Here is a 26,218-nt window from a genome sequence, read left to right as displayed (position 1 = left end):
GCGCTAAGGAATGCGGTGCGTCCACTCGTCGTTAGCGAACTTCGTGTCAACGAGAGACTGCGCCGCGGCGAGATCCGCATCCGTGAGTTCGCCGCGCTCTGAGGGGTAGCGCGACATGAACGACGCGATGAGCGTGTCGATCACGTCCTCGCGGGAAACGCCCGTCTGGCGCCGCAGCGGGTCGACGCGCTTCTTCGCCGATCGCACGCCCTTGTCGGCGAGCTTGACCTTGCCCACGCGCAAGACCTCCATCATCTTGTCCGCGTCGATGTCGTAGCTCATCGTCGTGTGGTGCAGTACCGCACCGGGCACGCGCTTCTGCGCCGCCCCGCCGATCTTGCCGCCGTCGGATGTGATGTCGTTGATGGGCACGTACCAGGCGTTGACGCCGAGCTGTTTCAGGCCCGCGAGCACCCACGCGTCGAGGTACTGGTACGAATCGACGTAACTCAAACCGCGCACGATGTCGTCGGGCAAATACAGTGAGTAGGTCACGCAGTTGCCGCCCTCCATGAACATCGCGCCGCCGCCGGAAATACGGCGCACCGGCACGATGCCGTGGCGCTCAACGCCGCCGGGGTCGAGCTCGTTTCTGAAGGATTGGTAGGAGCCGAACACTACGGCCTTGTCCTCCCATTCCCAAAAGCGCAGGATAGGTCCCTTGCGCCCGGTGCGGACCTCCTCGAGCAGGTACTCATCCAGCGCGACGTTGATCGGGGTGGGCAGGACGGGGGAGTGGATGACGCTCCATTCGTAGTCGGTGATGTCCTTGGCGTCGGTCAGCGCGCGGCGGGTGACCACGGCGATGTCACGCGCGCAGAACCCGTGCAGGTCCACGCCCTCGATGTCCGTGAGGGCGCGGGCGATGCGCCCTTCGAGATCGTCGGCGTCCTCGCTCACCGACGCACCTATAAGTGCCCCGTTGATCGCGTCATACGCCTGGTCCGGTTCGAGGAAGAAGTCGCCTGAAATGCTCGCGGCGATAACGCGCTCGCCGTCGTCGGTGATGTCCGCGACAACGAGTTTTCCTCCGGGGACCTTGAGTTCAAAGTGGTGCTGGTTCATGTACGCGACTATAACGGGCGCGTATGACACAAACCTTCGCCGAAGAGGCGGGCATCGAGCTTGTCGACGCCCCCACGCCCCTGTTTCAGCTGCTCACGCTGTGCATGCTGCAGGCGAAGCCGATCAAGGCACCCGTCGCCGTCGCCGCAGCCCGGGGCCTGTTCAACGCCGGCCTGACCGGCCCGCAGGCCGTGGCCCACGCTCCGCGGTCCACATTGATTCGCGTTTTCGGCCGCACCGGGTATGCGCGCTACGACGAGTCGACGGCAACGCGGCTGAAGGCGATGAGCGCGAAACTTCTGCGGGACTTCGGTGGAGACGTGAGCACCCTGCGCGACGGTGCCCCGGCGTCGCTCGAGGTCTTCGACGGCGTCGGCCCGGCGTGCGCCGCCATGTTCGCGCGTGAGGCGCAGGGCGTGTGGCCGGAACTTGCACCGGTGTTCGACAAAAAGGCGTTGGAGGGCGCGCGCCTTCTCGGCCTGTCCGCCGACCCGGACAAGCTGGCGACCATGAGCGACGACCTGCCACGATTCGCCGCGCGGCTGGTTCGGGCGGCCCTGAAAGGTTGAGCTGGCTCGGCATCGGCGCAACTCCTTTTGTGTTTGTTTGCGCGAACCGGGGACGTAACAAAATTGCGTCGCAGGCGAATACATCTACAGCTGACCGATCGACCAAGGATGACGACATTGAACACGCTCGCCACACGATGCGCCCGAGTAGCAGTTGCCGCCGTAATCGCACTTGCTACCCTGGCTTCCCCCGCCCATGCTCAGGAGGTGCCGAACGGTAGCTCGCCGTTGCTTGGGTCCTCAACGGTGCATGACCTGGATGCGCACGCCATGGGGGATTATGTGCCCCCTCAGGCGGAGCTTGACGCCGCTTTTGGCTGCTCCAATCCCGTCGCAGACCCGGCGGCAAAGAAAACGGTGCTTCTCGTGCACGGAGTGGGTGCCAACGCGCAGCAAACTTTCGCCTGGAATTATATTCCGCAGCTGGACGCAGAGGGCTTCGATGTTTGTTGGGTCAACCTACCCCACAACGGCCGCGGCGACCTGACTCAGGCGGGGCTGTACGTCGCCAACGCCGTCAAACTCGCCCACTCCCGCGTCGGGCGCAACATCGGTGTGGTCGGGCACAGCGCGGGCCCCCCGGCTGCCATGTGGGGGCTGCGTTACGACGCTGAAGCCGCCACGCTTGTCGACGACTTCGTCTCCGTAGCCGGAGCAATCCGAGGCACCACCCTCGTCGAGCCTCTCTGCCTCGCGCTGGGCAATTGCCCGGCAATTGCGTGGCAGATGCACCCGCAGTCGAACTTCGTGCAGGCGCTCAACGCCGAGCCTCTAGCAGAGACAATCGACGTGACCAGTGTCTACAGCCTGACAGACTACGGGATCCAGCCCGCCACCCAGGCGAGTTACATCGCGGGCGCGGCCAACATTCCGACGCAGAGGTTATGCCCAACCCAGATTCCGGGCCACATCGGAATCCTGGCCAACAACACGGCTTATCAACTCGTGCTTGATGCGCTGAACCACGACGGCCCTGCCGATCCGGCGCGACTGAAGGGATTGGCCTGCTCCCAGCACATCTCCCCCGGCATCGACCCGAGGGCCCTGCCGGTGGCGATTCCCGCGATCGGGGAGTACGTTGCAGCGCTCGGCGAGCCGCGCTACTTAAGCGAACCAGCCTTGCCGAGCTACGCCCGGGCGGACGTCGCGGCTCCCCTCGACCCAACTCAAATGCGGAGCGGCTCATCCCAACGACTTGCGGAGGGCAGTGCAACCTATAGTTCAGGCGTAATCGGTAGCGCCGCTGGCTCGTCGTCTTTGTAGCGGGATTACTTCGCGAACTCGGTGACAATCGCGTTGTTAAACGCGGGGAGGTCCTGCGGGGTGCGCGAGGAGACGAAGCCACTGTCGACTACGACCTCCTCGTCGACCCACTGAGCACCAGCGTTGCTCAAATCAGTCTTGAGGGACTTGTACGAGGTCAACTTGACACCTTTAATTACGTCGGCCTCGGTGAGGATCCAACCGCCGTGGCAGATCACTCCGACCGGCTTGCCGGCGCCGCGAACGTCCTTCACCAAGGCGACCGCTTTCTCATCGGTGCGGATTGTGTCGGCGTTGCTGGTGCCGCCGGGAAGAATGATGGCGTCGTAGTCGTCAGCCTTGGCCTCCGCGGTGGTGAGGTCCACAGCGACCTTCGTCCCGTTCTTGCCCTCGATCTCACCGGACTCTGTGGAAATAACGTGCGCGGTCGCACCGGCGGCCTCGACGGCTTCCTTGGGGGATGTCAGCTCGGAATCCTCGAACTTGTCGGTCGCGATGATCGCAATTTTCTTGCCGTTCAAATCAGCCATTTTCTCGTCCTTTCGTGTGTTTGCCTAACAACAGCCACGGTAGGGAAAATCTCCCGAGCTCGCAGAACTTGCTGGTGGAGGATTGGAAGACCTCAGCGCGATACCGGTGACATTTTGCCCCCGGTATCGCGCTGAGGTCTTCGCGGGTTCTGGCGCGGGCTACTGGGAGCCGTCGCTCGTCTTGTCCTCCACGGCGCGGGACTTGCCGGGCACCTCCCGGTCGTAGCGTTGCGCGGGGGCGTCGCTGTCGGACGGTAGGCGAGTGGAACCCGCCTTCTGCTCCACGCTCTCTTCGGCGTCGATTCCACGGTTGCGGCCGATGGTGCGCATACGCTCGCGCACCGCTAGAAACGCCTCCTTGGAATCCATCGTCTGACTCTGCTGGGTGGCTATCTTGATGTCGTCGGCGGTGATCTGGCCAGCGCGCAAGGAAACCATCTCCGCCCAGTACCCCAGGAAAACGGCGGCAACAGCTGCGACCGGCACTGCGAGGAAGGCTCCCACAATGCCGAAAAGTGTGCCGCCTACGGCGACAGATAGCAGGACAACGGCGGCGTGCAGACCCATCGCCTTGGACTGGAGGATCGGCTGCAGGACGTTGCCCTCGATTTGCTGAACCGCGACAACGAGCAGAAGAACCAGCAGCGCGTTAGTCAGGCCGTTGGAGACGAGCGCGACAGTCACAGCCAGCGCGCCGGCAGTGAACGCACCGATGATCGGGATGAAGCCCGCGAAGAAGGTAATTACGGCGAGAACGGGCCACAGGGGCACGCCGAGCACGATCAGGCCCAACCCAATGAAACCGGCATCCACAGCAGAGACAATGGCCTGGGTGCGAATGAACCCTGCCAGGGTGTTCCACGACCGCATCAGGACCTCAGTGAGGTGCCAGCCAGCCTTCACGCCGGCGTATTTTCGCACGAACGGGAGGAACCGGTCACCGTCCTTGAGGAAGAAGAACGTCAGGATGAGGGTGAGGACGAGCGTGGTACCGATGCTCGCCACCGCACCGAGGCCGGAGAACACTCCCGAGGCAATGTTCGATGCCTGGTTGCGCATGAAGTTGGTTACCTGGTCGAGCGCCTGCTGAATCTGGCCGCTTTCCACCAGCTGAGAGTTCCTACCGGCCCAGTCAATGATCTGGTCGATCCCAGCCTGAGCCTGTGAAACTAACTGGCCACCCTGATCCCGCACGATCGGCAGCATTGCCGCGACGATCCCGCCGAAGATCACGAACGACCCCACGATAACCAGCAGTACAGCCAGGGCGGCGGGCACGCGGTGCTTCCGGAGGAACCTCACGGGAGGCCACAAAACTGTGCTCACAATTAAGGCAAGGAGGATCGGCAGCAAACCGAACCAGACGTAGCGCAGGAGGTAGAAAAGCAGTGCCGTGGCCGCGACGATGATAATGAAGCGCAAACCCCACGCGGCGGCGGTGCGACCGTCCGCGGCGATGACGTCGCTGCGGTCGATCGGCTCGTCCGAGAGTTCCTGAGCGGCGTCCGCGGGGGTGGCGAACATGTCAGGTTCTTCGACCGTGGTGTCGAGGGCGCCGACGTAATCTTTGTCGTCCTTGAAGTCGCGGTGGGCCCGGTCGGTGCTTTCCTTGTCCGTATACACGTTTAGTCATCTTGCCAGATAGAGCAGTCGACGGTGCAGTCAAAAAATTCTGTAAGTTTTCTGTGTTTTCCTTAACGTTCTGGGCAGGTCATTTGGGATCGGCATAAAGTTCGTTCGCCGAAAGGAAATTCCTCCTATGAAATTGTCTCACCTGATTGCCTCCACCGCGACTGATGCCGTCATCGCGACTGGTGTCGCCACTCCCCACGCGAACGCTTGGGAAAACGACTACAACGCGGCCACAAACACCTGCACCATCACCTTTTCAGACCAAGACCAGAGCAACGTGAATAACGCGTACCGGGAGCTCTTCGAGTTAATGGCGAAGAACTCCTTTGCGGCGCTCTCCAACCCGAAGGATGCGAAGCTCGTGCAGGAATACGCCCTCGATCCGGCGACCAAGAATGCCGCGCTACTTAGCGGGGACGGCAAGGTGTCGAGCGCCCAGACGAAATACTTCTTCAATACGATGACGCTGGGTGTCAAGGATCACCCCGACTACATTCGCGCCATCGCCTTCGCCAACCTCTCCAAGAAGCCCGTGATCACTGAGCAGACCCTCACCATGACCCCGGAGGAGGCGCACGAGGACGGCGGTGTCATGTATGGCGTCGACCTTGCCGGCGTGATTGCCGCGTCTGCCTGGACGGGGGTCACGGAGGGAAGTTTCGTCGGTGTCCGGGACCTCATCCTCGAAACTGCCAAGGAGAACTACCCGCGCTTCGGCGGCCCGATCCTCACCTACAGCCAGGCGTTCGAGGCGTGTGCCAACAAGGAAGACGCGAATGGTTCCACCGTCGCGGGTTCCAACCTCACGGGTGACCAATTCTCCAGCATCGGCATCGCAGGCGGTGTCATCGGCCTGATCCTGATTGCCATCATGGGTTTTGCCGCGCGACCATTCGTCGACCAGTTCGTGGCCAACCTCGGTTTCTAGCGAAGGTTCCACGATGGTTTGTTTCCAACCCCGCGGGTTTGCCTGCGGGGTTTCGCCATGGCCAGGTCTAGGGAGCGCCAGCCACGTCAGGGAAGGAGGTGTAGTGTCGGTCACACAATTTAGTTTTCTATCCGAAAGGAACACTTGTGACTACCTATCCGAACCCAGGGACCGAAGGCTCGAAGGTCAATTTCAAACAGCGCTACGACAACTACATCGGCGGTGATTGGGTCGCACCGTCGGACGGTGAGTACTTCGATAACGTCACCCCGGTCACGGGTGAGGTGTTCTGCCAGGTTGCCCGCGGCAAGGCGGCGGACGTCGAGAAAGCTCTGGATGCCGCGCACAAGGCCTCTCCCGCTTTCGGCAGGACCACCCCGGCTGAGCGTGCGGTGATGCTGAACAGGATCGCCGACCGGATGGAGGAAAACCTCGAGAACATTGCGGTGGCGGAGACGTGGGAGAACGGCAAGGCCGTACGCGAGACGCTCGCTGCCGATATCCCTCTGGCGATCGATCACTTCCGTTACTTCGCGGGTGCGATCCGCGCCCAAGAAGGCCGCCTCTCCCAGATCGACGATGACATGGTCGCCTACCACTTCCACGAGCCGCTCGGTGTGGTCGGCCAGATCATCCCGTGGAACTTCCCGCTGCTGATGGCCGTGTGGAAGCTTGCCCCGGCGCTCGCGGCGGGCAACGCCGTGGTGATGAAGCCCGCGGAACAGACCCCCGCGTCCATCCTCTACCTGATGGACATCATTGGCGACCTCATCCCGGCTGGCGTGGTCAACATCGTCAACGGTTTCGGCGACGAAGCAGGAGCCGCTCTGTCTGGCTCCGACCGCATTGCCAAGATAGCGTTCACCGGCTCTACGGAGGTGGGCAAGATCATCAACAAGGCCGCCGCCGACAAGGTGATCCCGGTGACTCTCGAACTGGGCGGAAAGTCACCGGCCCTCTACTTCGCCGACATCATGGACAGAGATGACGAATTCCGTGCCAAGGCCGTCGAAGGCTTCGCCATGTTCGCGCTCAACCAGGGTGAGGTGTGCACGTGCCCGTCGCGCGCGCTGGTGCACGAATCCATCGCCGACGAATTTCTGGAGCTCGGTGTTCAGCGCGTCAAGCAGATCAAGACGGGCAACCCTCTGGACACGGACGTGCAGATGGGCGCGCAGGCATCCCAGGAGCAGATGGACAAGATCACGGGTTACTTGGAGCTCGGCCCCAAGGAGGGCGCGGAGACGCTCACCGGCGGCCACGTGAACCAGATCGAGGGTCTCGACGGCGGTTACTACATTGAGCCAACCGTATTCAAGGGCACTAACGACATGGCCATCTTCCAGGAGGAGATTTTCGGGCCGGTCCTCTCGGTGGCCACGTTCAAGGATTTCGACGAGGCAATCGCGGTCGCGAACGACACTATCTACGGTCTCGGCGCGGGCGTGTGGTCGCGCAACGGCAACACCGCCTACCGCGCTGGGCGCGCCATCCAGGCTGGTCGCGTGTGGGTGAACCAGTACCACAGCTACCCCGCTCATGCTGCGTTCGGTGGATACAAGCAGTCCGGCATCGGGCGCGAGAACCACCTCATGATGCTTAGCTACTACCAGCAAACCAAGAACCTTCTCGTTAGCTACTCCGAGAGCCCGACGGGTCTGTTCTAAACGTTTCCCGCGAAGCCCGCCCCGGGTATCCGGGGGGGGTTTCGAGCGTCGATAAGCCGGCATTTCGAGAAAAGTTGAGCGCACCGGGAACATCTTTGCCACAGAGGCTGTTGTATAGGTTGAGCGTGAACGACTCAAGGTGTCAGGCCTCGTGTGTATAGTGGGGTGGCAGAAGTTGAGTCGCTTACATTCAACTTGAATGAACACCAACCTGAAGGAGATTCACTTATGTCCCGTGCAGTAGGCATCGACCTCGGTACCACAAACTCGGTTGTCGCAGTTCTCGAGGGTGGCGATCCCGTTGTGATCGCGAACTCCGAGGGTGCGCGTACCACCCCGTCCGTCGTGGCCTTCGCCAAGAACGGCGAGGTCCTCGTTGGCCAGTCCGCGAAGAACCAGGCGGTGACCAACGTCGACCGTACGATCCGCTCCGTCAAGCGCCATATGGGCGAGGACTGGACCGTCGACATCGATGACAAGAAGTACACGCCGCAGGAGATTTCCGCCCGCACTCTGATGAAGCTCAAGCGCGACGCGGAGGCCTACCTCGGTGATGAGGTCACGGACGCCGTCATTACAGTCCCGGCGTACTTCGAGGACGCGCAGCGCCAGGCCACCAAGGAGGCCGGTCAGATCGCGGGCCTCAACGTCCTGCGCATCGTCAACGAGCCGACCGCGGCAGCTCTCGCCTACGGTCTGGAGAAGGCCGACAAGGAGCAGACCATCCTGGTCTTCGACCTCGGCGGCGGCACTTTCGACGTCTCCCTGCTCGAGATCGGAGACGGTGTGGTGGAGGTTCTCGCCACCGCCGGTGACAACGAGCTCGGCGGCGACGACTGGGACCAGCGCATCGTGGATTGGCTCGTCGAGAAGTTCAAGGCGCAAAACGGCATCGACCTGACCAAGGACAAGATGGCACTGCAGCGCCTGCGTGAGGCGGCTGAGAAGGCCAAGATCGAGCTGTCCTCCCAGCAGCAGTCCTCCATCAACCTCCCGTACATCACCGTCGACGCGGAGAAGAACCCGCTGTTCCTCGACGAGACGCTGACCCGCACGGAGTTCCAGAAGATCACCTCGGACCTGCTCGACCGCACCAAGGCGCCGTTCAACCAGGTGATCAAGGATGCTGGCATGTCGATCGGCGATATCGACCAGGTCGTCCTCGTCGGCGGTTCCACCCGTATGCCGGCCGTGTCTGAGCTGGTCAAGGAGCTCTCCGGCAAGGAAGCCAACAAGGGCGTCAACCCGGACGAGGTCGTCGCAGTGGGTGCCGCCCTGCAGGCTGGCGTCCTTCGCGGTGACGTCAAGGACGTGCTGCTTCTCGACGTCACCCCGCTCTCCCTCGGCATTGAAACCAAGGGTGGCGTGATGACCAAGCTCATCGAGCGCAACACCACCATCCCGACCAAGCGCTCCGAGACTTTCACCACGGCCGAGGACAACCAGCCTTCCGTGCAGATCCAGGTCTTCCAGGGCGAGCGTGAGATGGCGTCGGCCAACACGCTGCTCGGCTCCTTCGAGCTCGGCGGCATCGCACCCGCGCCGCGCGGCGTGCCGCAGATCGAGGTCACCTTCGACATCGACGCAAACGGCATCGTCTCCGTGTCCGCGAAGGACAAGGGTACCGGCAAGGAGAACACCATCACCATCCAGGACGGTTCCAAGCTGTCCCAGGAGGAGATCGACCGCATGGTCAAGGACGCCGAGGCCCACGCCGACGAAGACCGCAAGCGCCGCGAGGAGCAGGAGACCCGCAACAACGCCGAAACCATGGCGTACCAGACCCGCAAGTTCATGGATGAAAACTCCGACAAGTTGCCGGAGGATCTCAAGACCCGTGTGGGCGAGGCGGCCGACGCAGTCGACGAGGCGCTCAAGGGCGACGACCTTGAAGCCATCAAGTCCTCCGTGGAGAAGCTGACCACCGAGTCTCAGGAACTGGGCAAAGTCCTCTACGAGGCAGAGGCCAACACCGGCGCCACCCAGGCAGACGTCCCGGCTGACGACAACGTCGTCGACGCCGAGGTCGTCGAGGACGACGCCGCTGAAGCCAATGAGGCTGGCCAGGACGGCACCGGCGCCACCAGCTCCGACAACAAGTAAGGACGGATTTACATGACGAACCCGACTAACTCCCCGATGCCGGACGATCCCGGCGCGCCGGAGAACACCGACGAGCAGTACGTGTCCCCCGACCAGGCTGAAACCCTGGCGGAGGAGGCGGCAGAGTCCGCCGCGCTCGACGCTGACGAGGATCCCCTTCCGGAAGTGACTGACGCGGAGCTCGAGGACGCCCTCGCCGCAGAGAGCCCGGTGGCGGAAGTCGACCCCGATGCCGACGGCAATGGTGTCGTCTCCGAGACGGAGCTGCAGCTGGCAGAGCGCACCGAGGACCTCCAGCGTCTCAGTGCCGAGTACGCCAACTACCGCCGCCGCACCGAGCGCGAGCGCACCCAGATCGCCGAGCAGGCGAAAGCGCGCGTTCTCGGTGAGATGATCCCGCTTCTCGACGACTTGGATCTCGCGGCCCAGCACGGTGACCTGAACGAGGGCCCCCTTAAGGCGTTTTCGGATAAGTTCCGTACCGTGCTCGACGGCCAAAAGGTGACCGCGTTCGGTGCCGAAGGCGACGCCTTCGACCCGGAAATCCACGAAGCCGTGCAGGATCTCTCCCAGGGAGATACCAAGGTTGTGGGCACCGTGCTGCGGAAGGGCTACCGGGTGGGTGACCGCCTTGTGCGCAACGCCATGGTGCTGATCGGTGACCCGGCCGAGCAGGCCGGGCCCGCCGGTGAGACCGAGGCCTAGCCTCCAGGCATTCGATGGCCGGGGACCGAGGACACGCGCTGGCGCGGCCTCGGCCCCGGCTTTCCCCTTATTACTTAGACCTCTACAAAACTAATTAGATACAGCACCTAAAAATTGTGTGAAAGGAGGGTGCGACATGGCGATGCAACAAGACTGGGTGAACAAGGACTACTACGGGGACCTCGGCGTTTCCTCCTCAGCGAGCGCCGCGGACATCAAAAAGGCCTACCGCAAGCTCGCGCGTGAGAACCACCCGGACAGCAACCCCGGCAACAAAGCCGCCGAGGACAAGTTCAAGCGGGTCGCCGAGGCGTACGACGTGATCGGCGATGAGGCGAAGCGCAAAGAGTACGACGAATTGAAATCTATGGTGAACTCCGGCGGTTTCGGCCGCTTCGGAGGGGCAGGAGGCTCGGGTTTCCCGGGCGGGTTTCGTTCCACGTCGACGCAAGACTTCGACCTCGGAGACATCTTCGGATCAACAGCACCTGGCGGACAAGCTGGAGACGGCGGCCTTGGTGATATCTTCGGTGGCCTCTTTAACCGCGGCGGCGCTGCTGGCAGGAATGCTAGGCCGTCGCGGGGGGCCGACGTCGAAACCGAAATAACACTCGACTTTCGAGAGGCCGCCAAGGGCACTACGATCCCAGTCGAGCTCACGGGCGACGCGCCGTGCACGACCTGCCACGGCTCTGGTTCCAAGTCTGGCAAGACAACGACATGCAGCCATTGCTCGGGCTCGGGATACCTCCGGGAAAACAGCGGGGCGTTCGGAATGGCCCGCCCGTGCCCGCACTGCGGCGGAACCGGTGAGATTATCGAGGATCCCTGCACGACCTGTTCGGGTACCGGAACGGTGCGCCGTACCAGATCTATCACCGTGAGAATTCCCGCCGGTGTCATCGACGGGCAGAAGGTCCGTCTCGCCGGGCAGGGGGAGGCCGGCCCGAACGGAACCCCGGCGGGCGACCTGTTCGTCTCCGTCCACGTCCGGCCTGACGAGGTGTTCACCCGCGCGGGCGACGACCTCGAGGTGACAGTGCCCGTTTCCTTCGGCGAGCTTGCTCTCGGAGGTACGGTCACCGTGCCCACGCTGGACAATCCCGTCAAGGTGAAGGTTCCGGCGAACACCCCCAACGGGCGGACGCTTCGCGTGAAGGGGCGTGGCGTGCCCAAGAAGACCGGCGCCGCGGGTGACCTGCTGGTGACAGTCGAGGTGACCATTCCGTCCACACTCGACGCTGCGGCAACGTCGGCGCTGCGTGCCTACGCCCAAGCGGAGAAGGATTCCGGCTTCGACCCGCGCGCCGGGTGGGCCGGGTTGAAGTAGGGAGGTGAGTGCCGATGGCTTCCTATAAGGATGAGCAGGAGTATTACGTCATCTCGGTTGCCGCCGAGCTCACCGGAATGCACGCGCAAACGCTGCGCACCTATGACCGGATGGGGCTGGTCACGCCGATGCGTACCAGTGGAGGCGGACGCCGCTACTCCCGGCGCGACATCTCTCTGTTGCGCCGCATCCAGTACCTCTCCCAGGAAGAGGGGGTGAACCTGGCGGGGATCAAGACCATCATCGAGCTGACTAGCCAGATCGAAGAGCTGCAGGAGGAGAACGACACGTTGCGCAAGCGTATCGACGCCGGCCAGCGCCGCGGAGGTGAGCTCGTGCACGTGCCTCGCTCCACCGCCATTGTGGCGTGGGATCCGTCGAGGCGGCGTCGACGGCGTTAGCACGTTTGACGTGCACAGAAAAAAACTGCACCGGGAAACCCGGTGCAGTTTTTATTGCGGGCGGTTTAGGGGCGTGCGCGGCGCACGACCTGCTGCTCGTCGCGGTTAAGTACGGAGCGGGCTCCGGCGGCACCCGCCAGGGAGGAGATGAGGGCGCCGAGGATCAGGCCACCGAAGGTCCACCAGGAACCCTCCGCAGCCTCCGGGGCAACCTCGTTGTAGGTCTCCTGCGCCTGCTGAGCGGCCTGGTCAGCGGTCTGCTGAGCCTGCTGCTGAGCATTCTGCGCATCCTGCTGGTCGACGTTGTTCTGCGCTGCCTGTGCGTCCTGGCTGGTGACGTTCACGGCGTTGCCGGCGGACTGAGCGACAGTGCCGAGGGCGGAGCCCAAGCCGCCGATGACAGACGCGCCGAGCCAGCCAGCGAGAACGAGGGCGGAAATCAGCGACGTTGCCCATGCCGCGAAGCCGTGGAACAAGCCGGCGCGGACACCGAGTGCACCGGCGACATAACCTGCTGCTGCGAAGGCGATCGCCAGGGAGATCAGGGTGAAGATGCCGGTGGCCGCTGCGGAGGTACCCTGTAGGCCCATCGCCGCGGCACCGACACCGAGCAGAATCATGATGCCCAGGAAGGTCACCACACCAGCGAAGATGGCACCCCAGGAGACGTTGCCGTTCGACACCTCAGTGGAGTCGGTTCCGATCCAGGCCTCTTGGCCGGTGTGATCGTTGTTGGCAACGGTGGTGTCGGTCTCGTAGGCGTAGGACTCGGAGCCTGCCGTCGCCTGCGGGGTAGCGCGGCGGGTGGTGGTCTGGCGGACGCGTGCGACGCGGCCGGTATCACCAGGATTCTGCGGGGTAGTCATTTGGCAAAACCTTTCATTTCATAGTTGAACTAACTGGTTCGCTGCCAACCATACCTACGGACTTGCCACCTCATTGTTCCGGTTTTATAACAAAACGTGTATGAGATTGTCACTTCAACTCAATCGACGCAGCCGCCCCGATGTGGCGCAGGTTGCGCCGCGCCAGGTTCACCATGCGGCCCACGCCGCCGTCCAGTACGGTCTTCACACCTGCGGTAGTAAAGCCCTTCAGCATGTCCCAGCTGATGCTTGGCGGAAGCGACAACGCGTCGGGGTCGGTGACGATGTCCACCAGCGCGGGGCCGTCGTGCGACAGAGCGTCGCTAAGCGCTTGCTCGAGGTCCTTCGGGTCTTCGACCCGGAAGGATTTGATTCCGATGGCCTCGGCGACGGCGGCATAATTGACGTGATCGTGGTCGGTCTCGAAGTCGGGAAAGCCCTGGACGGTCATCTCGAGTTTGACCATGCCTAAGGACGAATTGTTGAACACGACCGTTTTCACCGGCAGGTTGTGCAGCTTCACCGTAAGCAGCTCACCCATGAGCATCCCGAGGCCGCCGTCACCGGACCAGGAGATGACCTGGCGGCCCGGGTTCGCAGCCTGAATGCCAATTGCCATCGGCAGCGCGTTCGCCATGGTGCCGTGCAGGTAGGAGGCCATTTCACCGCGGCGACCGTTGGGAGTGAGGTAGCGCGACGACCACACGTTGCACATGCCCGTGTCGACGGTGACGTAGGCGTCGTCCGCGGCGAGCTGATCAAGTACGGACGCGGCCAGCTCCGGGTGGATCGGCGTGCGGGACTCGCGGGCGGGTTCGGTGTACTTCTTCACCACGTCCTCCAGCAGCTCGGCGTGGCGGGTGAGCATGCGGTCGAGGAACGAGCGGTCAGTCTTCTCCTCCACGTGGGGGAGAATGTTGCCGATCACGCTTTTGACGTCACCGATGACGGGGTACGCCACGGGAGTACGGCGGCCGATGTGGGAGCCGTCGATGTCGATCTGCGCGACGTTTTTATGGGGAAGCCAGTCGATGTAGGGGAAATCCGTGCCGACCATGATGAACAGATCGGCGTCCATCGAAGCCTCGTAGCACGCGCCGTAACCTAGCAGGCCGGACATGCCCACGTCGAAGGGGTTGTCGTGCGCGATGAACATTTTGCCGCGGAAGGAGTGGCCGATGGGCGACTTGATCTTCTCCGCCAGAGCGAACACCTCGTCGCGCGCGTCGCGAGCGCCGTAGCCGCAGAACATGGTCACGGTGTCCGCCTCGTTGATGGCCCGCACAAGCGCTGCCGCCTCACCGGGATCTGGGAAGACACGCTTGTCAGCTCCCTGCGCATAGGCGGAATCGGCAGTGTAGACGGTGTCGGCGATGTCAAGGGCGAACACGTCGCCCGGGACCACCATGACGGAGACCCCGTTACCGGCCAGGGTCGACTGCAGCGCATTGTGCAGCACCCGCGCACCCTGTTCTGCGGAGTGGACAACCTCGCGGTAGCCGGAGCATTCCTGGAAGATGTACTCGGGGTGGGTGGACTGGAAGAAGTCGGATCCGATCTCTGGCGATGGGATGTGCGAGGCGATGGCGAGTACCTTGGCGCCGTTGCGGTGCGCCTCGTAGAGACCTTGAATGAGGTGGGTGTTGCCCGGGCCGCACGAGGCGCCGCACACGGCTAGATCCCCGGTGGACAGGGAGTCGGCGCCCGCGGCGAAGGCGGCCGCTTCCTCGTTGCGGACGTGTATCCACTCGATGCCGGAGTTGCGGACGGCGTCGGAAAGCGGATTGAGGGAGTCCCCGACGAGGCCGTAAATGCGCTTCACACCGAGGTCCTGAAGTTTGTTGACGAGTTGCTGGGCGAAGTTGATAGCCATGCGCCCGATGGTACGTCCTTCCTTTACCTCCCCGCCCGCGCTAGGGCGTCGAGCAGCACGGGGTCTGTGAAATATGCGCCGTGCCCGCCGCGCACGCCGTCGACGCGCGTGGCCCCGAAAGCTTCCGCCGACGGTGAATAACCGTGAGCGGCGTCGTGCCGGAAGCGGGTGACGGCGATCGGGTCGCGGTCGGCATCTGCCACGAATACCTGGGGATTGCTTCCCAAGAGTTCTAGCTTGTCGACGCTCGACGCAGCGACCCCGGGAGACCCCAGCAACCAGAGGTCGTCGACGAACAGGCCGGGCCCTTCGGCCGCCCGCGCCGCCACCACGGTGCCGTAGCTGTGGGCCACGACAGTCTGCCGGGCGTGCGGGTAGCGCTCGTGCAGTGCCGCCTGGAACTGCGCGAGCTCTGCACCGCCGTCGCGCGCCGCCGAGGGGTCGATGCCGTGGACGACGCTGGGCGGGGGAGTATAGCCCTGCCACACCACCACCGAGCCGCCGGTGGCCTTCGCAACCACGTGCGCCTTCGCTAACTCACCGGCCAGCTGCTCCGGCCGCCCCGTGGACACGCCGGCGACCATGGTGGTCACCCGCGCCGGGTCCACGGTGTCGCCGACCATGACGGTCGTGCCGCCTGGCCCGACCTCCAGAAGGGTTCCGCCTGCGGCGCGAATCTCTTGCAGAGTGGAGGCGGGGACGGTGGAGGCGAGGCGGGCGTCGATGGCGGGCAGCGGCTCGCGTGGGTGATCCGCGAGCCTGTCCCCGGTTTCACCGTCAGCACCGGCTCCTCGACCGAGCTCGCGCAGCGCCCGGGCGATGTTGAGGTCCAACAGCCAAGCGATGAGGTTGAGCTGGTGCACAACCTCCGCGAGGTGCAAATGCAGCGCCACGTACGCGAGCTCGTCTAGTTTTTCTTGCACGCTTGCCGACGACCCCAGGATTTGCGCCGCGTGCTCCAGCATGGTGGCGGACGATAAGAGGCGGGTCGCCCACAAGGGAAATGCCGCCACACCGAGCGCGGCGGTCGCCCCTGCAAAACCCGTGGCCAGGATGATGTCGGGAGCGTGTTCGATGTCACCGGCGCGGGTCCTGCTGTCCGCCGCTGCCCGCGTCAGAGCTGACGAAGCGGTGCGCAGATCGGCCGGGTCGAGACGCGGGTGATACAAGCTGTGCGGGTTATTCAAGGCCGAAGTCCTCCAATGCGGCTGCGAGATCCGCGTCGGTGGAGCGCACGGTGTCCGCGAAGGTGGCGATGGATGCGCAGCGGGTCAGGGCGGCGTTGGAGGAAGCGTCGATAAGCGAATGGGTCTGGGTTTGGAAGCGTACTAGTGCTAAGGCGGTTAGGCCGCGGGTGAGGTGGGCGCGCGGCAGCGGCGACCAGCCGGTGAGCGCAGCGCGGGCGGCGGGGGCGGTGTCTGGGCTGAGCTGGATGAAATTCATGCGGGAAGAATCGCCTGTGAGCCGGGTCGATGCAAGGGGCGCGGACAATTCTGTGGATAACCCCGGGTTGTCCACATAGTGTGGCACTTATGAGGATTGCACTCTTGCAAGTCACCACCGGGCCTGATAAGGGCGCTAACCTGGCCATTGTGTCCGTCGGCATCCGCGAGGCGGCAGCGAACGGAGCGACGCTCATCGTCCTGCCCGAGGCCACCAGCCAGGCGTTCGACCAGGGGCGCTTGGACGCGCAGGCGGAAGAGCTCGACGGTGCGTTCGCCACCGGGCTCCGCGGGCTCGCAAGCGAGCTCGAAGTGACCGTGATCGCCGGGATGTTCCGCCCCGCAGACTCCAACGGCAAACTAAACCGCGTGTACAACACCGCACTGATCACAGGTGGCGGGGTGCATAAGGGGTACGACAAGATCCACACGTTCGATGTTGCCGACTACAAGGAATCCGACACGGTCAAACCCGGTGGCGACCTGGTCACTTTCGTGCACGAGGGTGCAGTGATCGGCGTTGCCACCTGCTTCGACATCCGCTTCCCGGAGCAGTTCAAGAACCTGGCACGCCTCGGTGCCGACGTCATCGTCGTGCCCACCAGCTGGGCGGACGGCAAGAATAAACTGGAGCAGTGGCGCGCGCTGACGGTCGCCCGCGCGTTAGATGCCGGGGTGTTCATCGCCGCCGCCGACCAAGCCCGCCCCGGCGGCGAGGCGTGCGGCGGGCAGGAGAGCGGGCCCACCGGAATCGGGCACTCCGTGGTGGTGGCGCCCAGCGGCGAGCGCCTTGTCGAAGGCGGTTACGGTCCGGGGATCCTGTACGCCGACATTGACGTCAGCGAGGTCGCAAAGACGCGCGCCAACCTGTCGTTGCTGGACTACGCGCGGTAAGTCCAGTCGGCCGGGGCGTCGGGACAGATCCTGATCGCGTCAGCCGGGACGTCGAGAGCGGCGACCTGCTCATGTGGGCCGCAGAATACGACCTCGCCGGCCAGATCGGGGTCGGCCTCCACGCTGAACCACTCGCTGACGGCGGCCAGGCGGGTGAAAGCGTCGCGGTCCGCGACGTCGCCGACGAGGGCGAGCCGGGTGCGGGGAGGCGCGGGCATTTCGAGGGCGTGGAAGACGATTGCCTTTGCGGCTGCCGCGCCGGTGCCCGCGGCCACCACAGTCAACTGGCCGGCGTCGAAGCGCGGTGACGCGCCCCGCGCCGCGCCGAGGGTGATGTAGCTGCCAACCTCGGGGGTGATCTCCCCGTCGACATGGAACTCCAACTGGCCAAACGGGTTCGACGGCAGCGCTGGCGCGAGACTGCGCCACGCGCCTTGGCGCCCGACCTGCATCACCGGCAAATACTGGCCCGGTGCGTAACTCACCGGCATGCCAGCTTCGAGGCGAACGACGTCGACACCGTTATCCGTACGCACCGAGCTCACCCGTGCCGCCGCGGCGGCGGGAACTCCCTGGAGGTCGGCGGCGGTGGCGGCGCGGGCCATTTCGGACGCTGCGTCCTCCAGAACGAAGCGCGCCTCAATACCCGCGCCCAGGACCTCGCGGACGATGCGTGCGAACGCGTCGTAGGACGCCGCCGGAAAACCGAACCGGCGCAAATCCAGAGCCCAGGCTCGCAGTCTCAGTACAGCCGAATCAGGGAGGGCGCCGGTGGCGTTGGCGGAGAGGAAGATGTAGGACAGGGCGTCGATAAGCTCGCGCGAAACCTTGCCCGACGCTGGCGGGAACATGCCCGCACCCTGCGGAATCTCGGAGGTAATGGCAAGGTAAAGCTGCTCGCGGACGCGATCGGCGTCACCACGCAGCAAGCCCACAATGTCCGAAAAGCGCTCCATGTGTGCAAGCGTACTAATTCAATAAAATTCCGTGGTGTCGGTTAGGGTCACACATGTTATGTCAGACGCCTCACAGGGCCCGGGATAAAGGGAGAGCCTCACGGTGGATTACACCCCTTACACATTGCTCACCGACATCGGATGGATTTCCATCCTGTTGATCATCGGCAACGTTCTGCGCAACAGGCTGAAAGTTCTCCAAAAACTCCTGCTTCCGGCACCGATCACCGCGGGCTTGCTCGGCCTGCTGCTCGGGCCCGAGGTGCTCGGCCTGATCGGCTGGTCCGATCAGATGGGCACCTACACCACGCTCCTCATCGCTGTCGTGTTCGCATCCATGGCATTTTCCATGGACCTGGGCGGATCCGTCGCCTCTGGGGCGCGCAACATGTGGGCGTACTCCACCGCGATGTTCATGGGGCAGTGGGGCCTGTTCATCCTGCTCGGCCTTTACCTGTTCGCGCCGCTGTTCGGCACCGAGCCATGGTTCGGCATGATGTTGCCCGTCGGCTTCGTCGGCGGCTTCGGCACCGCCGCGGCCGTCGGCTCCTCGCTCGAGGGCATCGGTATCGCCGAGGCGTCCTCGCTGGGATTCACCTCCGCGACTGTGGGAACGCTCGTGGCGATTGTCGGCGGCGTGATTGTGGCCAACTGGGGCATCCGCAAAGGCAAGGCCACCGAACTGCAGGGCGCGCTGCCGGAGGACCTGCGCACCGGCTACATCGAGAACGAGGTGGACCGGCCGTCGATCGGCAAGGCCACCACGAACCCGTCGTCGATCGAACCGCTCGCGCTACACGGCGGCTTTATTGTGTTCACCGTGCTCATCGCCTACCTGGTCAACGGGCTGATCAAGGACCAGTGGCCGAACGTGTCCATCCCCTTGTTCGCAATGTCCTTCGTCGTCGGGCTTCTTGGCCGCACTCTGCTGCGTCTGGCGAAGCGCCCGAACTACCTCGACCGCGACACAGTGAGCTCTATCTCCGGCGCGGCGACGGACTACATGATCGCCTTCGGCATCGCCTCCATCATCCCCGCCGCGCTGGCGGACTATTGGCAGGCGCTCGTGCTCATGTTCGTCCTGGGCACAGTCTTTTGCGTGGTGTGGATGCTGTGGGCTGGCCCGCTGTTCTTCGGCGAGTTCTGGCTCGAGCGCGGCATCTTCGGCTGGGGTTGGGCGACCGCTGCCGTGGCCACCGGCATTGCGCTGCTGAAGATGGTCGACCCGAAGCTCAAGTCCGGCACGCTGAACGAGTACGGCGTGGCCTACGTGGGCTTCGCCCCGTTCGAAATCGGCATGACTATCCTGGCGCCGATCGCGGTGATCGCCGGTTTCACTGTCGGTTTCGGATGGATCGTGTTCGCGATCGCGGTGGCGGTCATGATTCTTTCCTACGCGTTGAAATGGGTGCCCGCGAAGAAGTACGGCACCGGTGCACCGGCGCCGGTCGGCGGGTCGACGCGGATACAGACTGTGACTAAGGCGGACTAGCTTAGCGACGCATCGTTCCGGTCTACGGCGGGATGTCACGGTCGGGGGTTTTCGGTTTCTGTTTCCCCTGGTGGTCACGGTCAGGAAAACCTTCACCGTGACATCCGCCCGGCCCACAAACACCTCGTCCCAACTTTTTCACCCTTGAGTGGAACACACTCAACTTCGTTCGCGTTGCATAGAGTGGAAACAAACAAGTTAGGACGAAAGGAAGATGCGTCAGATGGCATCGTTCAACCCCACCACCAAGACCCAAGAGGCCATTCAGCAGGCGCTGCAGAAGGCGTCGGCGAACGGCAACCCGGATATCCGCCCGGCTCACCTGCTCGAGGCGATTCTCACCCAGGAAGACGGCATCGCCGCCCCGGTCCTGCAGGCCACGGGTGTGGACCCGGCAACGGTTGCGCGCGAGGCCGGTGAGATAGTCGCAGGTTACCCGAAGGCGGAGGGCCAAAATATGGCCAACCCGAATTTCAACCGCGACGCACTTAACGCGATTAACACGGCCCAAGAGCTAGCGGGGGAGCTTGGCGACGAATACGTCTCCACCGAAGTACTCCTCGCCGCCATCGCCCGCGGAGGCGACGAAGCCGCGGAGCTGCTGAAGAAGCGCGGCGCCACCTTTGACGTGCTCAAGGGCGCTTTCCCGTCCGTGCGCGGCAACAAGAAGGTCACCACAGAGTCCCCCGAGGACCAGTTCCAGGCGCTGGAGAAGTACTCCACCGACCTGACCAAGCGCGCCCGCGAGGGCAAGATCGACCCGGTCATCGGACGTGACTCAGAAATCCGCCGCGTGGTTCAGGTCTTGAGCCGCCGCACCAAGAACAACCCGGTGCTCATCGGTGAGCCCGGTGTGGGCAAGACCGCGATCGTTGAGGGCCTCGCGAGGCGGATCGTCGCCGGCGACGTGCCGGAGTCCCTGAAGGGCAAGACCCTGATCTCCCTCGATCTGAGCTCCATGGTTGCGGGCGCGAAGTTCCGCGGTGAGTTCGAGGAGCGTCTTAAGGCGGTGCTGGAGGAGATCACGTCGTCCAACGGCGAGATCATCACTTTCATCGACGAGCTGCACACCATCGTCGGCGCCGGCGCGTCGGGCGAGGGCGCGATGGACGCGGGCAACATGATTAAGCCGATGCTGGCCCGTGGTGAGCTGCGTCTTGTCGGCGCGACCACGCTGGATGAGTACCGCAAGTACATCGAGAAGGACGCCGCGCTGGAGCGCCGTTTCCAGCAGGTCCACGTGGGCGAGCCGACGGTGGAGGACACCATCGGCATCCTGCGCGGCCTGAAGGAGCGCTACGAGGTGCACCACGGTGTGCGCATCCAGGATTCGGCTTTGGTCGCCGCTGCTGAGCTGTCCAACCGGTACATCACGAACCGCTTCCTTCCGGACAAAGCCATCGACCTCGTTGACGAGGCAGGCTCGCGCCTGCGCATGGAGATCGACTCCTCGCCGCAGGAGATCGACGAGCTCGAACGCGTCGTGCGCCGCCTGGAGATCGAGGAAATCGCCCTAGCGAAGGAGTCCGACGCCGCGTCCCAGGAGCGCCTCGGTGCTCTGCGCCAGGAGCTGGCGGACCAGCGCGAGACCCTCGGCGAGATGAAGGCGCGCTGGGCGAACGAGAAGAACGAGATCGACCGCGTCCAGTCGGCGAAGGAGGAGCTCGAGCGCCTGCGCAACGAGTCCGAAATCGCGGAGCGCGACGGCGACTACGCCAAGGTTTCCGAGCTGCGCTACGGACGGATTCCGGAGCTGGAGCAGGAGGTCGCAGAGGCTGAGGGCCAAGCCAGCGATTCGAGCCGGACCATGCTCACCGAGGAGGTCACGCCGGACGTGATTGCGGAGGTGGTGGCCAGCTGGACGGGCATCCCGGCGGGGAAGATGATGCAGGGTGAGACGGAGAAACTGCTCAACATGGAGTCGGTCCTGGGCGAGCGCGTCGTCGGCCAGCGCGACGCCGTCGTGGCCGTCTCCGACGCGGTGCGGCGCTCCCGGGCGGGGGTGGCCGACCCGAACCGTCCGATCGGTTCCTTCCTCTTCCTCGGTCCGACGGGCGTGGGCAAGACGGAGCTGGCGAAGGCACTGGCGGAGTTCCTCTTCGACGACGAGACGGCGATGGTGCGCATCGACATGTCCGAGTACGGCGAGAAGCATTCCGTCGCCCGTCTCGTCGGTGCTCCTCCGGGATACGTCGGATACGACGCCGGCGGCCAGCTCACCGAGGCGGTGCGCCGCCGCCCCTACTCGCTCGTGCTTTTCGACGAGGTGGAGAAGGCGCACCAGGACGTCTTCGACGTGCTGCTGCAGGTCCTCGACGAGGGCCGCCTGACCGACGGCCAGGGCCGCACGGTCGATTTCCGCAACACGGTGATCATCCTGACGTCCAACCTGGGCGCGGGTGGCGACCGGGAGCAGATCATGGAGGCGGTGAAGCACCACTTCAAGCCGGAGTTCATCAACCGCCTCGACGACGTCGTGGTGTTCGAGCCGCTGTCCTCCGAGCAGCTCGTGGGCATCGTGGATATCCAGCTCGAGCAGCTGGCCGAGCGCCTCGCTTCTCGACGCCTCACCCTGACCGTCTCCGATGCCGCGAAGGCGTGGCTGGCGGAGCGCGGTTACGACCCCGCATACGGCGCGCGCCCGCTGCGCCGCCTGATCCAGCAGGCCATCGGCGACCGCTTGGCCAAGGAACTGCTGGCGGGTTACATCCGCGACGGTGACACCGTGGCCGTGGATGTGGCCGAGGGCGGGGAGTCGCTCAGCGTCGATTCCGCGGAGTAGGGGCCGGAGCAGTCCCGCGAGTGGCTGGCCCCCGCCGCGCGCAACGGGTTAGACTTCCACTCATGCAGCCGACGACGACGATCATCACCCGTGTGGCCGTTCCTGGAGTGGAGAATGAGCAACTGGCTGCCCACCAACTGGGGACGCACACGTTCGTCGTGGCCAGCGTCCCGTTCGTGGACACCACGCTGGCGCTCGGCGATATCGTGGAATGTGTGCAGGTCAACCGGTGTTATCACGTCGACCGCGTGATCGTGCGCGGCGGGTCGTCCACTGTGCGGATTCTGCCCACGCACGAGTACTCCAATGACGACATCGCCGAGACGTTGTTGGCGCTCGGGTGCCGCGTGGAGCTGGGCCCGGGCGGGATGCTTGCTGCCAGTATCGGCCCTGATGCCCCTCGCGACGGCATTATGGAGTGGCTCGACGGTTTGGAGGCCGAGGGCGTGATTGAGCAGGCGCCGGGCTACACTGCGTAGCCCGGCGCAAATGCCACGAGTTACCTAGACTGTGGCGCATGACGGTATTTGTCCCCGCCGAAGAACTCAACGAACGCATCCATTCTGGCCAGAAGCAAACCATCCTTGCCGCGTTGTGGGAGCCCCGCGAGGGCAAGGCGTGGTCGAAATTCCAGTCAGAGCACATTCCTACCGCAATGTTCTGCGACCCCGCGGTGGCCCTCGCGGGAATGCCGGGTCGCGCGTACGGCCGTAACCCGCTGCCGCCGCTTGACGTGCTGGCTCGCCACGTCGCGGAGTGGGGCCTGGAGAAGGGCCGTCCCGTGTACATCTACGACACAGGCGTGGGTCTGTTCGCGGCGCGTGCCTGGTGGACGCTGCGCTGGATCGGCCTGGAAGACGTATACATCGTCGACGGCGGTTTCGCGGCATGGGATTCCCAGGGCTTCGACACGGTGGCGGGGCCGGGTAACGTCAACGTGCACGCGTCGATGGAGCTGTCCGCAGGCGGGTTGCCGGTCGCCGAGATCGACCAGCTCCACCAGTTCAAGGGCGTGCTTGTCGACGCCCGGGAAGCCAGCCGCTTCGAAGGCCGCCGCGAGGTGCTGGACCTCAAAGCAGGCCATATTCCGGGCGCCCTGAACCTTCCGGTGTACGACCTGTTCGACGAGGACACTCGCACTGTCGGAGAGGTCGACCAGGTTCGCGCCCGCTTCGCCCGCCTCGGGATCACCCAGAACACGAAGCCGGACGAGGTAGTTGTCTACTCCGGTTCCGGCAACCACTCATCGCTGCTGCTGGCCGCGATGGCTCATTCAGGATTGCCGGTGTCCACGCACTACGTGGCGGGTTGGTCGCAGTGGAGCGCGAACCCGAAGAAACCCGTGGCCCGCCACGTCTAGCGTCGAACGCGCCTGCGCGCAGTAACATCTTTACGCGATGGCCTACGTATTGATTTTCCTCGCCCTGCTCGCGCTTGCCGCCGCGGCCGCGTTGTGGTTTGCGGATTCCGGTGAGCGCAAGCGCGTGCCCGCGCCCCCTCGGCCGCGCCCGGAGCACCCGAAGCCTCCAGAGTCCGACGCGAAAGAGCCGGCGCCAGAGCCCGAGCCCGAACCCGAGCCGACGCCAAAGCCCGAGCCAGCGCGAGAACCTGAGCCGGAGCCTGAACCCGAGCTCGCACCGGCGAAGGTGTCCACCAAGGTTCCCACCCCGCACCGCACCTCGGGCCTGCAGCTGCCGGGCTCGGCGCGCCGGGAGCGCCGCGCTTGGGCGCAGGCGAAAGGTTTCGAGTTCTCCCGCACCGACGAGCTCCTCGGGGGCGAATGGCAGCGGGGCGCTGCAGCCACCGGCGCACAGCCGAAGGACGTAGCCTCCGGCACCGCGTTCGGGCACGACACCCATGTCATGGACATTGGTGGTGTAACCGTGATGGCGATGCGCACGGGTGAGGTCAGCGATATGGTGGTGGACTTCCGCCGCGACGGCTTCGTCGCCGACTCCTCCGCCGACCTAGTGGAGGTGGAGCGCGTCGAAAGCTTCACGGTCTACGCCACGCAGGCCGGCCCCGCGCAGCGCTTCCTGGACATCCGCGTGCGCACAGCGCTCGAGCAGTTCCCCGCCACGGTCACCGCCGCGTGGTGCGAGTCGGAATGGGTGCTCGCGCAGACCGCCAAGAACTCCACCCCGGAGGACTGGGACGCGATGCTCGCCCCGCTCGCCCTGCTTGCCGACGCCGCGCGGGTCCTCCCGCCGCGCAGCTGGGGCAGCGTCGAATTCGGGTACCCGACGCGGGAGATGACGGGGGTGGACGTTGAGGGGGGCGTCGAGAAGCAGGAAGCCCCGGGATCAACGCTGGTCAAGCGGCCCGACGAGCCACGCCAAATGCCGACGCGCACCACCGGCACCGTGCGCGGCGCGCTGGAGCGGCGAGCGCTGGGTGGCGATGAGGTCGAGGCGATCGCCGACGGACCGGTCGCGGACCAACCCACCGATCTGACGCGCGTGCGGCGGGAACAGGCACCGCCGTCGATTTTCGGCGACTAGTAAGGTTGATTCCCATGAACGATCGCAAAGAAGAGCTGGCTGAACTGGTCAAGGAGCTCGCCGTCGTGCACGGCAAGGTGACCTTGTCGTCCGGGCGCGAAGCCGACTATTACGTGGACCTGCGCCGTGCCACGCTGCACCACCGCGCGTCCTCCCTGATCGGCGAGTTGCTGCGCGAGCTCACCGACGATCTCGAGTTCGACGCCGTCGGCGGGCTCACGCTCGGTGCGGACCCTGTCGCGGCGGCCGTGATGCACGCCGCGGGCCGCGACATCGACGCGTTCGTGGTGCGCAAGGAGGCCAAGAAGCACGGTATGCAGCGCCGCGTCGAGGGGCCGTCGATTAGCGGCAAGCGCGTGCTCGTGGTGGAGGACACCACAACCACCGGAAACTCGCCGCTGACGGCTGTCGAGGCGTGCCGCGCAGAGGGTGCGGAGGTTGTGGCCGTGGCCACCGTTGTCGACCGCGCGACCGGCGCCGACCAGGTGCTGCGCGACGCCGGGCTTGAGTACCGCTACCTGCTCGGGCTCGAGGACCTTGGACTCAGCTAAGGGTCCCACCGAGTGGGGCGAGGGCCGGCACGGTGTCGGTCCGTGGGAGGGCCCCTGGCCGGAGGACCCGCGCTACGACCCTGAGTTTCTCGCGCACGGGGACACACGCAACGTCGTCGACGCTTACCGTTACTGGTCGCTCGAGGCGATCCGCACGGACCTGGACACACGGCGCCATCCGTTTCACGTGGCCATCGAGAACTTCGAGAACGACATGAACATCGGCACCGTGGTGCGCACCGCCAACGCCTTCCTCGCGCAGGCCGTGCATATCGTGGGGCGCAAGCGCTGGAACCGGCGCGGCGCGATGGTCACCGACCGTTACCAGCACATCATCCACCACGAAACGGTCGCCGACCTTGCGGCGTGGGCGGCGGAGCGCGGCCTGGAGCTCGTGGCCGTCGACAACACCCCGGGCTCCGTGCCGCTCGAGACCGCGCGGCTGCCCCGGGAGTGCGTGCTCGTCTTCGGGCAGGAAGGACCCGGCATCTCCGAGGACACCGCCGTAGCGGCTACTATGACCTGCTCAATAGCGCAGTTCGGGTCGACGCGCAGCATCAACGCGGGAGTGGCGGCAGGCATTGCCATGCACGCGTGGATCCGCCAGCACGGTGACGTGAAACAATCCTGGTAAATTCTGCGATAGGAAAAACAGAATCAAAAGTGGA

General features: G+C 64.6%; 24 protein-coding genes. 16 read left to right on the top strand and 8 right to left on the bottom strand.

The features are described from left to right. Positions 1-3: 3 nt before the first annotated feature. Complete coding sequence (locus tag G7Y29_RS09620; RefSeq protein ID WP_165002360.1) at positions 4-1,065, bottom strand: lipoate--protein ligase family protein; 1,062 nt, start codon at positions 1,063-1,065, stop codon at positions 4-6. Positions 1,066-1,088: 23 nt separating this feature from the next. On the opposite strand from G7Y29_RS09620, the gene G7Y29_RS09615 reads away from it, so the two are divergent. Together G7Y29_RS09615 and G7Y29_RS09610 are read left to right on the top strand one after the other, a co-directional pair. Beyond that, entirely contained in the window at positions 1,089-1,634 is a 546-nt protein-coding gene (locus G7Y29_RS09615; protein WP_165002359.1) for an HhH-GDP family DNA glycosylase, read from the top strand. 108 nt (positions 1,635-1,742) lie between these two features. Then, on the top strand, positions 1,743-2,897 hold the full coding sequence (locus tag G7Y29_RS09610) for an esterase/lipase family protein (protein WP_249399750.1): 1,155 nt from the start codon (positions 1,743-1,745) through the stop codon (positions 2,895-2,897). Between the two features lie 5 nt (positions 2,898-2,902). On the opposite strand, the gene G7Y29_RS09605 is transcribed toward G7Y29_RS09610, so the two are convergent. Both G7Y29_RS09605 and G7Y29_RS09600 read right to left on the bottom strand, forming a co-directional pair. After that, complete coding sequence (locus G7Y29_RS09605; RefSeq protein ID WP_165002358.1) at positions 2,903-3,427, bottom strand: type 1 glutamine amidotransferase domain-containing protein; 525 nt, start codon at positions 3,425-3,427, stop codon at positions 2,903-2,905. 159 nt (positions 3,428-3,586) lie between these two features. Next, entirely contained in the window at positions 3,587-4,951 is a 1,365-nt protein-coding gene (locus G7Y29_RS09600) for an AI-2E family transporter (RefSeq protein ID WP_165002478.1), read from the bottom strand. Between the two features lie 235 nt (positions 4,952-5,186). On the opposite strand from G7Y29_RS09600, the gene G7Y29_RS09595 reads away from it, so the two are divergent. The 6 genes from G7Y29_RS09595 (at position 5,187) to G7Y29_RS09570 (ending at position 12,193) form a co-directional block, all read left to right on the top strand. Then, a complete protein-coding gene (locus G7Y29_RS09595; protein WP_165002357.1) occupies positions 5,187-5,987 on the top strand; it encodes a hypothetical protein in 801 nt (266 codons plus the stop codon). Between the two features lie 146 nt (positions 5,988-6,133). Further along, positions 6,134-7,654, top strand: a complete 1,521-nt coding sequence (exaC, locus tag G7Y29_RS09590) for an acetaldehyde dehydrogenase ExaC (RefSeq protein ID WP_165002356.1) — start codon at positions 6,134-6,136, stop codon at positions 7,652-7,654. 228 nt (positions 7,655-7,882) lie between these two features. Further along, positions 7,883-9,757 (top strand): molecular chaperone DnaK, encoded by a 1,875-nt coding sequence (gene dnaK, locus G7Y29_RS09585; RefSeq protein WP_165002355.1) that lies wholly within the window; start codon positions 7,883-7,885, stop codon positions 9,755-9,757. 12 nt (positions 9,758-9,769) lie between these two features. Then, complete coding sequence (grpE, locus tag G7Y29_RS09580) at positions 9,770-10,462, top strand: nucleotide exchange factor GrpE (protein WP_165002354.1); 693 nt, start codon at positions 9,770-9,772, stop codon at positions 10,460-10,462. Positions 10,463-10,598: 136 nt separating this feature from the next. Next, entirely contained in the window at positions 10,599-11,792 is a 1,194-nt protein-coding gene (gene dnaJ / locus G7Y29_RS09575) for a molecular chaperone DnaJ (RefSeq protein ID WP_165002353.1), read from the top strand. 14 nt (positions 11,793-11,806) lie between these two features. Beyond that, positions 11,807-12,193: a heat shock protein transcriptional repressor HspR gene (locus G7Y29_RS09570; protein WP_165002352.1), complete on the top strand. Its 387-nt coding sequence runs from the start codon at positions 11,807-11,809 to the stop codon at positions 12,191-12,193. A gap of 65 nt (positions 12,194-12,258) precedes the next feature. Here the strand turns inward: G7Y29_RS09570 and G7Y29_RS09565 are convergent, their stop codons facing one another. The 4 genes from G7Y29_RS09565 to G7Y29_RS09550 form a co-directional block, all read right to left on the bottom strand. After that, the gene (locus G7Y29_RS09565; RefSeq protein WP_165002351.1) at positions 12,259-13,059 is read right to left on the bottom strand and encodes a hypothetical protein; all 801 of its coding nucleotides are present in this window, start codon (positions 13,057-13,059) and stop codon (positions 12,259-12,261) included. Between the two features lie 109 nt (positions 13,060-13,168). Continuing rightward, positions 13,169-14,932 (bottom strand): pyruvate dehydrogenase, encoded by a 1,764-nt coding sequence (locus tag G7Y29_RS09560; protein WP_165002350.1) that lies wholly within the window; start codon positions 14,930-14,932, stop codon positions 13,169-13,171. Positions 14,933-14,955: 23 nt separating this feature from the next. Then, positions 14,956-16,119, bottom strand: coding sequence for an alpha/beta hydrolase (locus tag G7Y29_RS09555; protein ID WP_165002349.1), 1,164 nt, complete (start codon positions 16,117-16,119; stop codon positions 14,956-14,958). Beyond that, the gene (locus G7Y29_RS09550; protein WP_165002348.1) at positions 16,112-16,375 is read right to left on the bottom strand and encodes a hypothetical protein; all 264 of its coding nucleotides are present in this window, start codon (positions 16,373-16,375) and stop codon (positions 16,112-16,114) included. The genes G7Y29_RS09555 and G7Y29_RS09550 overlap by 8 nt, the downstream gene beginning before the upstream one ends. An 89-nt stretch (positions 16,376-16,464) precedes the next feature. On the opposite strand from G7Y29_RS09550, the gene G7Y29_RS09545 reads away from it, so the two are divergent. Beyond that, positions 16,465-17,268: a carbon-nitrogen hydrolase family protein gene (locus G7Y29_RS09545; protein WP_165002347.1), complete on the top strand. Its 804-nt coding sequence runs from the start codon at positions 16,465-16,467 to the stop codon at positions 17,266-17,268. Here the strand turns inward: G7Y29_RS09545 and G7Y29_RS09540 are convergent. Beyond that, entirely contained in the window at positions 17,256-18,224 is a 969-nt protein-coding gene (locus G7Y29_RS09540; protein ID WP_165002346.1) for a hypothetical protein, read from the bottom strand. The two genes, G7Y29_RS09545 and G7Y29_RS09540, sit on opposite strands and share 13 nt — an antisense overlap. Positions 18,225-18,327: 103 nt before the next feature. On the opposite strand from G7Y29_RS09540, the gene G7Y29_RS09535 reads away from it, so the two are divergent. The 7 genes from G7Y29_RS09535 to G7Y29_RS09505 all read left to right on the top strand — a co-directional run bounded on the left by G7Y29_RS09535 (position 18,328) and on the right by G7Y29_RS09505 (position 26,184). Further along, on the top strand, positions 18,328-19,716 hold the full coding sequence (locus G7Y29_RS09535) for a sodium/glutamate symporter (RefSeq protein ID WP_165002345.1): 1,389 nt from the start codon (positions 18,328-18,330) through the stop codon (positions 19,714-19,716). Between the two features lie 223 nt (positions 19,717-19,939). After that, positions 19,940-22,498 carry an ATP-dependent chaperone ClpB gene (gene clpB / locus G7Y29_RS09530; protein WP_165002344.1) on the top strand — a complete coding sequence of 853 codons (2,559 nt, stop codon included), beginning with the start codon at positions 19,940-19,942 and terminating at the stop codon, positions 22,496-22,498. Between the two features lie 20 nt (positions 22,499-22,518). Continuing rightward, complete coding sequence (locus G7Y29_RS09525) at positions 22,519-22,977, top strand: DUF4265 domain-containing protein (RefSeq protein WP_249399749.1); 459 nt, start codon at positions 22,519-22,521, stop codon at positions 22,975-22,977. A gap of 38 nt (positions 22,978-23,015) precedes the next feature. Continuing rightward, positions 23,016-23,858 carry a sulfurtransferase gene (locus G7Y29_RS09520; protein WP_165002343.1) on the top strand — a complete coding sequence of 281 codons (843 nt, stop codon included), beginning with the start codon at positions 23,016-23,018 and terminating at the stop codon, positions 23,856-23,858. A gap of 37 nt (positions 23,859-23,895) precedes the next feature. After that, positions 23,896-24,999, top strand: a complete 1,104-nt coding sequence (locus tag G7Y29_RS09515) for a type III secretion system chaperone family protein (protein WP_165002342.1) — start codon at positions 23,896-23,898, stop codon at positions 24,997-24,999. Between the two features lie 14 nt (positions 25,000-25,013). Then, the gene (gene pyrE, locus G7Y29_RS09510; RefSeq protein ID WP_196820144.1) at positions 25,014-25,550 is read left to right on the top strand and encodes an orotate phosphoribosyltransferase; all 537 of its coding nucleotides are present in this window, start codon (positions 25,014-25,016) and stop codon (positions 25,548-25,550) included. Continuing rightward, complete coding sequence (locus G7Y29_RS09505; protein ID WP_165002341.1) at positions 25,537-26,184, top strand: TrmH family RNA methyltransferase; 648 nt, start codon at positions 25,537-25,539, stop codon at positions 26,182-26,184. Before pyrE ends, G7Y29_RS09505 begins: the two co-directional genes overlap by 14 nt. The last annotated feature ends 34 nt before the right edge of the window (positions 26,185-26,218 follow it).

Source organism: Corynebacterium qintianiae (assembly GCF_011038645.2).
Lineage (GTDB): Bacteria > Actinomycetota > Actinomycetes > Mycobacteriales > Mycobacteriaceae > Corynebacterium > Corynebacterium qintianiae.
The sequence above is the reverse complement of the archived record's forward strand: the minus strand, read 5'-3'. Positions and strand labels throughout refer to the sequence as shown.

Bases quoted from the DNA above. Each gene is read 5' to 3' on its own strand.
- clpB (WP_165002344.1), top strand. From the start codon at position 19,940: ATGGCATCGTTCAACCCCACCACCAAGACCCAAGAGGCCATTCAGCAG.
- pyrE (WP_196820144.1), top strand. From the start codon at position 25,014: ATGAACGATCGCAAAGAAGAGCTGGCTGAACTGGTCAAGGAGCTCGCC.
- G7Y29_RS09550 (WP_165002348.1), bottom strand. From the start codon at position 16,375: ATGAATTTCATCCAGCTCAGCCCAGACACCGCCCCCGCCGCCCGCGCT.
- G7Y29_RS09620 (WP_165002360.1), bottom strand. From the start codon at position 1,065: ATGAACCAGCACCACTTTGAACTCAAGGTCCCCGGAGGAAAACTCGTT.
- G7Y29_RS09595 (WP_165002357.1), top strand. From the start codon at position 5,187: ATGAAATTGTCTCACCTGATTGCCTCCACCGCGACTGATGCCGTCATC.
- grpE (WP_165002354.1), top strand. From the start codon at position 9,770: ATGACGAACCCGACTAACTCCCCGATGCCGGACGATCCCGGCGCGCCG.
- G7Y29_RS09545 (WP_165002347.1), top strand. From the start codon at position 16,465: ATGAGGATTGCACTCTTGCAAGTCACCACCGGGCCTGATAAGGGCGCT.
- G7Y29_RS09570 (WP_165002352.1), top strand. From the start codon at position 11,807: ATGGCTTCCTATAAGGATGAGCAGGAGTATTACGTCATCTCGGTTGCC.
- G7Y29_RS09540 (WP_165002346.1), bottom strand. From the start codon at position 18,224: ATGGAGCGCTTTTCGGACATTGTGGGCTTGCTGCGTGGTGACGCCGAT.
- G7Y29_RS09565 (WP_165002351.1), bottom strand. From the start codon at position 13,059: ATGACTACCCCGCAGAATCCTGGTGATACCGGCCGCGTCGCACGCGTC.
- G7Y29_RS09605 (WP_165002358.1), bottom strand. From the start codon at position 3,427: ATGGCTGATTTGAACGGCAAGAAAATTGCGATCATCGCGACCGACAAG.
- dnaJ (WP_165002353.1), top strand. From the start codon at position 10,599: ATGGCGATGCAACAAGACTGGGTGAACAAGGACTACTACGGGGACCTC.
- G7Y29_RS09515 (WP_165002342.1), top strand. From the start codon at position 23,896: ATGGCCTACGTATTGATTTTCCTCGCCCTGCTCGCGCTTGCCGCCGCG.
- G7Y29_RS09615 (WP_165002359.1), top strand. From the start codon at position 1,089: ATGACACAAACCTTCGCCGAAGAGGCGGGCATCGAGCTTGTCGACGCC.
- G7Y29_RS09560 (WP_165002350.1), bottom strand. From the start codon at position 14,932: ATGGCTATCAACTTCGCCCAGCAACTCGTCAACAAACTTCAGGACCTC.
- G7Y29_RS09520 (WP_165002343.1), top strand. From the start codon at position 23,016: ATGACGGTATTTGTCCCCGCCGAAGAACTCAACGAACGCATCCATTCT.
- dnaK (WP_165002355.1), top strand. From the start codon at position 7,883: ATGTCCCGTGCAGTAGGCATCGACCTCGGTACCACAAACTCGGTTGTC.
- G7Y29_RS09610 (WP_249399750.1), top strand. From the start codon at position 1,743: ATGACGACATTGAACACGCTCGCCACACGATGCGCCCGAGTAGCAGTT.
- G7Y29_RS09600 (WP_165002478.1), bottom strand. From the start codon at position 4,951: ATGTTCGCCACCCCCGCGGACGCCGCTCAGGAACTCTCGGACGAGCCG.